The organism is Nonomuraea rhizosphaerae (assembly GCF_019396405.1).
GTDB lineage: Bacteria > Actinomycetota > Actinomycetes > Streptosporangiales > Streptosporangiaceae > Nonomuraea > Nonomuraea rhizosphaerae.
The window spans coordinates 1-7,216 of the sequence record NZ_JAHKRL010000212.1 but is presented as its reverse complement, the minus strand read 5'-3'; the positions used below and the strand labels follow the sequence as shown (position 1 = coordinate 7,216).

Genomic DNA, 7,216 nt, shown 5'->3' with positions numbered 1-7,216 from the left:
GAGTGTCGGCGTGGCGCGGGCGAACGCGCCACGGGCGCCACGGAATCCGAGGACATATTGAGCGTTTCAGTGCGGCCGGACGGCATCTCCGTCTGGGTCCTTTTCGGGGCAATCATGCGCCTGGAGCGCGATCGTTCCGGCATGGGGCTGCGCGCCGTCGCGGCGGCCATCCCGGCGGACTACTCCCAGGTGGGAAAGTGGGAGCGCGGCGTGCATCGGCCTCCCGCCGACGCCATCAAGAAGATCGACATAACGCTCAAGGCGAATGGACGGCTGACCAATCTTTATGATGCAGTGTCGGAATTGGCTGACTTGCGGGCATATAACGTCAAACCCAATCCTTCGATCGGTGACGGGAAAATGGACGAAATACGCAGGCAGCTCCTCGGTGGGTTCGTGACCCTCAGCGCCGCCGCCCCCGCGGCCGACTTCCTCGGAGCCCTCGAGAACCTCCGCGCCTTTGTCAACGACCGTCTCGGCTCCTCGCAGCTCAGCGAGTGGGAGGAACGCGCCTGGGAGTACTCCCTCGTCGTGCGTGAACGCGTCGACATCGCCACTGACCTGTCCCAGGACCTTCTCGCCCTGCAACGCCTGACTCTCGCCGCACCCGCGCACGAGGCCCGGGCCTGGGAGCTCGTCAACGCCCGGATGACCATGCTCCTGGCGTACGCGCTCGGCAACGCCGGCAACGAGCGGGAGTCGCGCCAGTGGTGGGCGAGCGCCCGCCGCGCGGCGGCCCGCGTGGGTGAGCCCGAGTTGCTGGGCACGGTCAACGCGATCGAGGCGGTGCAGGCGCTGTACGAGCAACGCCCCCTGCCGTTGGTGCTCGCCAGGGTCGAGGCCGCCCTGGACGCGGTGCGGGGCCGTCCATGCCGGGCCGCGGCCAGCGCGTACGGCGCCCGCGCCCATGTGCTCGCGATGCGCGGCGACCTCGCCGGCGCGGAGAAGGCGCTCGCGGCGCAGGCGCACGTCTTCGAACGGCTGCCCGCCGACGTGGCGCAGGACCGGACCTCGGTGTACGGCTGGCCGGTGGAACGACTGCTGCACACCCGGTCCCTGGTGTACACGCTGATCGACCACAAGGTCGCCCCCGCGGCGCAGGAGGAGGCCCTGGCGGCGTATCCGGGCGCGTCCGGGATGTCAGTCGCCCAGGCCCGGCAGGTGGCGCAGGTGCGACTGCACCAGGCGATCACGGTGCTTCGCCGCGGCGGCGCCGTCTCGGACGGCATCGAGCACGCGCAGAAGGCTCTCACCGCGCTGCCTCCCGGCCGTACGCGCTACCTGCGGCACCTGGCCGGGACGGTTCTGGAGGCGGTGCCCGCCGCGGAGCGGAGCAGGTCACCGGTGGCGGAGTACCGCGCCTATCTGCGGTTGCCGCCGGGGGAGAGGGTGTGAGTGGTGGGGTTCGCGTTCCGGCACCTGACCGGAAAGAAGGCCGAGGCCGTCCTGGACGAGCCGTACGTGAGCATCTACCTGGCGATCCGGGCGGAGCCGCCGTACGACTCGGGACCGAACTACTCGCCCGAGCGCTTCCGGGAGCGTACGGGCAGGCAGGTCGTGCTGCCCGGCTTCGAGCTGGTCTCCGCCGACCTTGACGGAGTGCCGGTCGGGTTCGCGTTCGGGTTCACCATGGCCGCGGGCCGCTGGTGGGGCGGCGAGACCACCCCTCCTCCCCAGGAAGCGCTGGACGCGCCGAAACTCGCCGTCGTCGAGCTGGACCTCCTGCCGGAGCACCGGGGGCACGGCATCGGCAGGCAACTCCTGGCCCAGCTTCTCGACGGCTGTCACGAGCCGGCCGCGACGCTGCTGTCCCGGCCGGACACGGCGGCACACGCGATGTACCTGCGGTGGGGATGGAAGATCGCCGGAACGGTGCGACCGGCCCCGGACGCGGTGGTGGCCGATGCGATGGTGACCTACCCCGACCGGCGAACGCGGACGTCGCCCGGGCCGTTCACGCAGGAGGAGGCTTCGTGACAGGTCCGGCCGAGTGCGCGGCCGGAGGACACCTCCTCGGGGACTGGAAGGGGCACGCGCACAGGCTCGCGGTCGCCGCCACCCCGCCCGGGTCGCGGTGGCGGGCTCCGGTGGGTGCGACGCCGCGCCACCTGTTCGTGCCCCGGTGGTGGGCGCGGAAGGACGGCGCGTGGGAGCTGCGGGACGGCGACGGTGACCCCGCTCGCCTGCTGGCCGCCGCGTACCGGGACTGGACGCTGGTGACGAGGGTCGGCGCCGCGCACGCCGACCACGCCGAGCCCGGCGCCCGTACGCAGGGTCCGGCGACGTCGTCGGCCACCCTGCCGGGGCTGCTCGTGCAGATGTACCGCCACGCCTCGATCGGGGACGGCTGCACCGTGCTGGACGTGGGCACGGGCACCGGGTACGGCACGGCGGTGCTGTGCGCGCGGCTCGGCCAGGAGCGGGTGACCGCCATCGACGTGGACCCCTACCTCAACGAACGCGCCAGGCAACGGCTGGACGAGGCCGGGTTCCGGCCGCGGGTCATCACCGGCGACGCCACGGGCCCCTTGGACGGCGAGTGGGACCGGATCGTCGCGACGGTGGCCGTCGAGACCGTTCCCGCCTCCTGGCTGCGGGCGCTGAGGCCGGGCGGGCGGCTGGCCACCACGCTTGCCGGCATGGCCGTCATCCTCACCGCCGAGAAGCTGGCGGACGGGAGCGCCGCCGGCCGGATCGAGCGCGACCGGGCGATGTTCATGCGTACACGGTCGGGCGCCGACTACCCGCCCTGTGATCCGGCGTTGTTCGAGCGCGCCTGTGCCGACGAAGGTGAGCATGTCGGGCCCGGCGGCTATCCGATGGTGCCGGACGTCATGGAGGCGTGGGACGTGCGGACGATGCTGGAGCTTCTCGCGCCGGGCATCCGGCACCACTACCAGGAGGCGGACGGGGCGCGGGTCGCGCTGATGGTCCACGACGACGGGTCGTGGGCCCGCGCGGAGGAGCGCGACGGCGCGGTGTCGGTGCATCAGTCCGGCCCCCGGAGGCTGTGGTCCTACCTGGACGCGGTACGTGATCGCTGGATTCGTGACGGTGAGCTGCCGTTCCATGGCGCGCGGGCGGCCGTCAGCCCCGACGGGGTGATCACACTCACTCGCGGAGCCTGGACGGCGACCATCGGCGGGCAGGGCACGTGAGGTGGAAATGCGGTGGTGTGGGCGGTTCGCCGGGGCCGACAATGATCACATGCCTGATGCCGCCGCCCCCGCTGGGCGCAGACCCCGGCTCGCGGTCCTGACCGGGGCCGGCATCTCCGCGCCGTCAGGGCTGCCCGTCTACCGGGGTGGCGACGGCATGTGGGATCGCGACCCCGGCCTCGCGCAGCTCACCAGCGCCTCCCGCTGGCACGGCAGGGCCCGGCAGGCGTGGGAGCACTGGAACGAGTTGCGCCGCGCCGCGGCCGGCGCCCGGCCCAACCCGGCGCACGAGGCGCTGGTCGCCGCCGAGGCCCACTTCGACGTGCACATCGCCACCCAGAACATCGACGGGCTCCACACCCGGGCGGGGTCGGCGAACGTCACCCAGCTTCACGGCGACGTGTTCTCCACCCGCTGCTCGGGGAGGGCGTGTCACGCCCGGCACGGCGCCTGGCGCGACGACGACGTGCACGAGACCGTGCCCGCCTGCCCGCGCTGCGGACGCGTCGCCCGCCTCGACGTCGCCCTGTTCGGGGAGCAGCTCTCCGGCCGGAAGATGCGGGCCTCGATCCACGCCGCCCGCCACGCCGACGTGTGGATGGCCGTCGGTACGTCCGGGACGGTGTTCCCCGCCGCCGGGCTCGTCGGCTTCTGCCATCGCGGCGCGGTCCGGGTGCTCGTCAACGCCCAGCCGTGGAGCGGCGGCGCTGCGGCGTTCGATCGGGAGGTGCTCGGGGACGCCGCCGCCGTTCTCGGGGACGTGCTCGGCGAGTTGCGTGGCGCGGTCCTCCGGTGATCGGCGCCTGAGTGATTCCTGCTCGGGCCGGTGATTTCGACTCGGGCCGGTGATTCCGGCTTGGGCTGGTGGTTCCCGCTTGGGCTGGTGGTTCCCGCTCGGGCGTCCCCGTGTGATCCAGGCGTGCCTCAGGCGTGTTTCAGGCCGTCGAAGACGACCGCGAGGGTGCGGGTGCGCAGGGCGTTGTCCCAGTGGTGGTGCTGGGCGGCGAGGCAGGTGGCGGAGAGCAGGGCCAGGAGTTCGGGCATGCCGATGTCGGCGCGTACGGCGCCGGCCTGCTGGGCGCGGACCAGGAGGCGTTCGATGGACGCCCTCATGTCGGGCATGCCGGCCTTGGCGTTGATGCCGGCGCTGGTCAGGGCGTCGACGAAGACCTTCCTGGTGGTCGCGTCCACGACGATCGTCTCGAAGTACTCGAAGAACGCCGCCCCGGCGTCGCCGGCGGTGGCCAGGGCTTCGGCGCGGGCGATCAGGCGGTGCACGCGGTCCAGGACGATCGCCTGGTAGAGGGCCTCCTTGGTGGGGAACTGGCGGTAGATCGTGCCCACCCCGACGCCGGCCAGGTCGGCGATGGCGCGCATCGACGCGGACAGGCCGTCGCGGGCCAGGACGACCTCGGCGGCCTCCAGGACGCGGGCTCGGTTGCGCTGGGCGTCGGCGCGCATGGCCGCACTCCTTTTCGTCGATGAGCCGATGAACGGCCCGTTGACAAGCGGAACAGATGTTCCGTATCGTTCAAGCGGAACATGCATTCCGCATTCTAGGGGGTCGTGGTGGAGCATCTGACCATGGGGCGTTCCGGGCTGCTCGTGTCGCGGGCCTGCCTCGGCACGATGAACTTCGGCACCGCCAACGGGCTGGCCGCCGGCGACGAGGGCGAGGCCGTACGGGTGATCGACGCGTTCCTCGACGCGGGCGGCACCTTCATCGACACGGCTGACCTCTACCACCGGGGTGAGACCGAGGAGATCGTCGGCCGGGCGCTGCGCGGTAGGCGGGAGGCGGTCGTCCTGGCGACCAAGGGAGCCATGCCGGTGGCGTACGAGGGGCGCGGGCTGTCACGCCGGCACCTGACGCGCGCGCTGGAGGCCAGCCTGCGGCGGCTCGGGACGGACTACGTGGATCTGTACCAGTGCCATCTGTGGGACCCGGTGACGCCGATCGAGGAGACGATGGCGACGCTCGACGGGTTCGTGAAGGCGGGCAAGGTGCGCTATCTCGGTTGCTCGAACTTCAGCGCCACGCAGATCGTGGAGTCGCAGTGGGCGGCGGAGCGGGTGGGCGGCACGGCGTTCGTGAGCCTGCAACCGCAGTACTCGCTGGTCCAGCGGGTGATCGAGGCGGAGATCCTGCCGGTGTGCGAGCGGCACGGGATCGGGACGGTCGTGTACGGGACGCTCGCGGGCGGGGTGCTGGCCGGTCGTTACCGGCGTGGCGAGGCCGCCGCCACTGGCTCCGGCTCACGCCCGGGCCCCGCCCCCGACCCCGACAGCCGTATGGGCAGGCTGCTCGCCCCCGGCATCCCGGCCGCGAACCGGCTGGCCGAGGTGCTGCTCAGCGAGCGTCACCTGGACATCGCCGACGAGGTGGTCAAGGTCGCGGCCGGACTCGGCGCCGCGCCGGCCGAGGTGGCGCTGGCCTGGGTGGCGGGGCGGCCCGGGGTGACGTCGGTGGTGATCGGGCCGCGGTCGGTGGAGCAGCTGCGGGGGAACCTGGCGGCGTTCGAGCTGAGCCTGCCGGAGGAGGCGGCACGGCGGCTGGACGAGATCTCCCGGGTGGAGGCGGGGTCGATGGACGGCTCCTTCTTCCACCTCACCTCCCGCTGAACACTGAACCCCAGGAGACAGGCCAGGCCGAGCCCGGTGAGCTCGGCCTGGCCCAGGTTCTCAAGGCGTGCGGGACGCCGGCGATCAGCTGCTCTCCTGGGCCGCCCCGGCCCGCTCGCCCCCGAAGACCTCCTCGACGAGCCGCTGCGTCGCCTTCTGAAACGCCTCACTCAGCGACAGGTCGGCGTCGTCCACATAGTTCAGCGCGCCGGTCAGGATCGTGCCGCCGTCAGGTGTGCTGTACATCAGCGCCGCGTTGCCCCCGTGACCGCCGTTGTGGGTGATGAGGGTGGCGCCGCCGTCGGTCTTCTGCACGAACACCCCCAGGCCGTAGCCGACCTTGGACTCCGGCGTGCACATCTCGGCCAGCAGCTCGGCCGGCAGGAGCCTGCCGCCCACCAGCGCGGAGATGAACGTCCGCAGGTCCTGAGGGGTCGAGATCATGTCGCCGCCGCTGGAGATCCAGGACGGGTTCTGCCGGGTGACGTCCACCGTCCTCTCCTGCCCGGCCTCCTCGTAGCGGTAGTAGGCGTGGGCGTGCGGCTCCGGCAGATCCGTCTCGGTGGTCGGCGCCATGGTGCCGGTCAGCCCGAGCGGCTCCACGATCCGCTGCCGCATCTCCTCGGCCAGTGAGTGGCCGGTGACGTTCTCGATCAGCAGCCTGGCCAGCGCGTAGTTGGTGTTGGAGTAGCTCCAGTCGGTGCCCGGCTCGAACCGTGCGGGCTTGGACAGCGCCAGCTCCACCAGCTCCCGCGTCGGGTAGGCCTTGAACCGGTTGTCCACCCACTCCTTGCCCGACCAGGCGATCCCCGGCGCGAACGTCCCGTCCTCGTAGAACTCGCCGGTGAAGTTGAACACCCCGCTGGTGTGCTGCAGCAGCATCCGTACGGTGATCCGCTCGTCCAGCCCGAGCCCGGGCAGGTAGCGCGCCGCCGGGGTGTCCAGCTCGACCTTGCCCTCGGCCACCAGTTGCAGCACCAGGGTCGCGGTGAAGGTCTTGGTGACGCTGCCGATCCGTACGTGTCCGTTGACCGGCGGCTTGGCGGTCCCGCCCAGCTCGGCCGCCCCGGCGCTGCCGGTCCAATCGCCCCGCGCGTCGTGCACGTGCAACGTCAGCCCGACGATACCGGTCTTGACGATCTCCTCGATGACCTGCTGCAGCTCCGGGCGATCCTGCCCGGCCGCACCGGCCGTCTGGGGCGGGCCCGAAGCGGCGTCGAGGGCTCCGGTGATCTTGCTGATCATGTCGGCCAGCGTGGGGCTGGGCTCGCCCTGGTGGGTGCGGGCGGCCGCCTCGACGGCGACGACGACGGTTCTGCGGAAGTTGTCGGCCTCGGCCGGAGCCTGAGCCTTGAGCAGGCTCATGGCCGCCGTCAGGGCCGGCAGCACGTTGTCGGCGATGGCGGCCACGGACCTGCCCTTCAGGTTCATGCCCG

The 7,216-nt window shown here is 72.0% G+C and carries 7 protein-coding genes; 5 read left to right on the top strand and 2 right to left on the bottom strand.

Features of this window, described 5'->3' with window-relative positions:
• Positions 1–360: 360 nt before the first annotated feature.
• The 4 genes from KME77_RS10315 to KME77_RS10305 are packed head-to-tail and all read left to right on the top strand — an operon-like array spanning position 361 to position 3,954.
• A complete protein-coding gene (locus KME77_RS10315; RefSeq protein ID WP_219464814.1) occupies positions 361–1,395 on the top strand; it encodes a hypothetical protein in 1,035 nt (344 codons plus the stop codon).
• Between the two features lie 3 nt (positions 1,396–1,398).
• A complete protein-coding gene (locus KME77_RS29190; protein ID WP_308250648.1) occupies positions 1,399–1,977 on the top strand; it encodes a GNAT family N-acetyltransferase in 579 nt (192 codons plus the stop codon).
• Positions 1,974–3,158 carry a methyltransferase domain-containing protein gene (locus KME77_RS29185; protein ID WP_308250647.1) on the top strand — a complete coding sequence of 395 codons (1,185 nt, stop codon included), beginning with the start codon at positions 1,974–1,976 and terminating at the stop codon, positions 3,156–3,158. The genes KME77_RS29190 and KME77_RS29185 overlap by 4 nt, the downstream gene beginning before the upstream one ends.
• A 49-nt stretch (positions 3,159–3,207) precedes the next feature.
• Positions 3,208–3,954: an SIR2 family NAD-dependent protein deacylase gene (locus KME77_RS10305; RefSeq protein ID WP_219464810.1), complete on the top strand. Its 747-nt coding sequence runs from the start codon at positions 3,208–3,210 to the stop codon at positions 3,952–3,954.
• Positions 3,955–4,082: 128 nt separating this feature from the next.
• On the opposite strand, the gene KME77_RS10300 is transcribed toward KME77_RS10305, so the two are convergent.
• Positions 4,083–4,619, bottom strand: a complete 537-nt coding sequence (locus tag KME77_RS10300) for a TetR/AcrR family transcriptional regulator (protein ID WP_219464808.1) — start codon at positions 4,617–4,619, stop codon at positions 4,083–4,085.
• A gap of 108 nt (positions 4,620–4,727) precedes the next feature.
• Here KME77_RS10300 and KME77_RS10295 point away from each other — a divergent pair, with 108 nt between their 5' ends.
• Positions 4,728–5,780, top strand: coding sequence for an aldo/keto reductase (locus KME77_RS10295; protein WP_219464806.1), 1,053 nt, complete (start codon positions 4,728–4,730; stop codon positions 5,778–5,780).
• 84 nt (positions 5,781–5,864) lie between these two features.
• On the opposite strand, the gene KME77_RS10290 is transcribed toward KME77_RS10295, so the two are convergent.
• The coding region (locus KME77_RS10290) for a serine hydrolase domain-containing protein (protein ID WP_372451164.1) at positions 5,865–7,216 on the bottom strand (1,352 nt) is incomplete at its 5' end.

Excerpts from the sequence above, each read along its gene's own strand:
- KME77_RS10305 (WP_219464810.1), top strand. The coding sequence starts at position 3,208 with ATGCCTGATGCCGCCGCCCCCGCTGGGCGCAGACCCCGGCTCGCGGTC.
- KME77_RS10315 (WP_219464814.1), top strand. The coding sequence starts at position 361 with ATGGACGAAATACGCAGGCAGCTCCTCGGTGGGTTCGTGACCCTCAGC.
- KME77_RS10300 (WP_219464808.1), bottom strand. The coding sequence starts at position 4,619 with ATGCGCGCCGACGCCCAGCGCAACCGAGCCCGCGTCCTGGAGGCCGCC.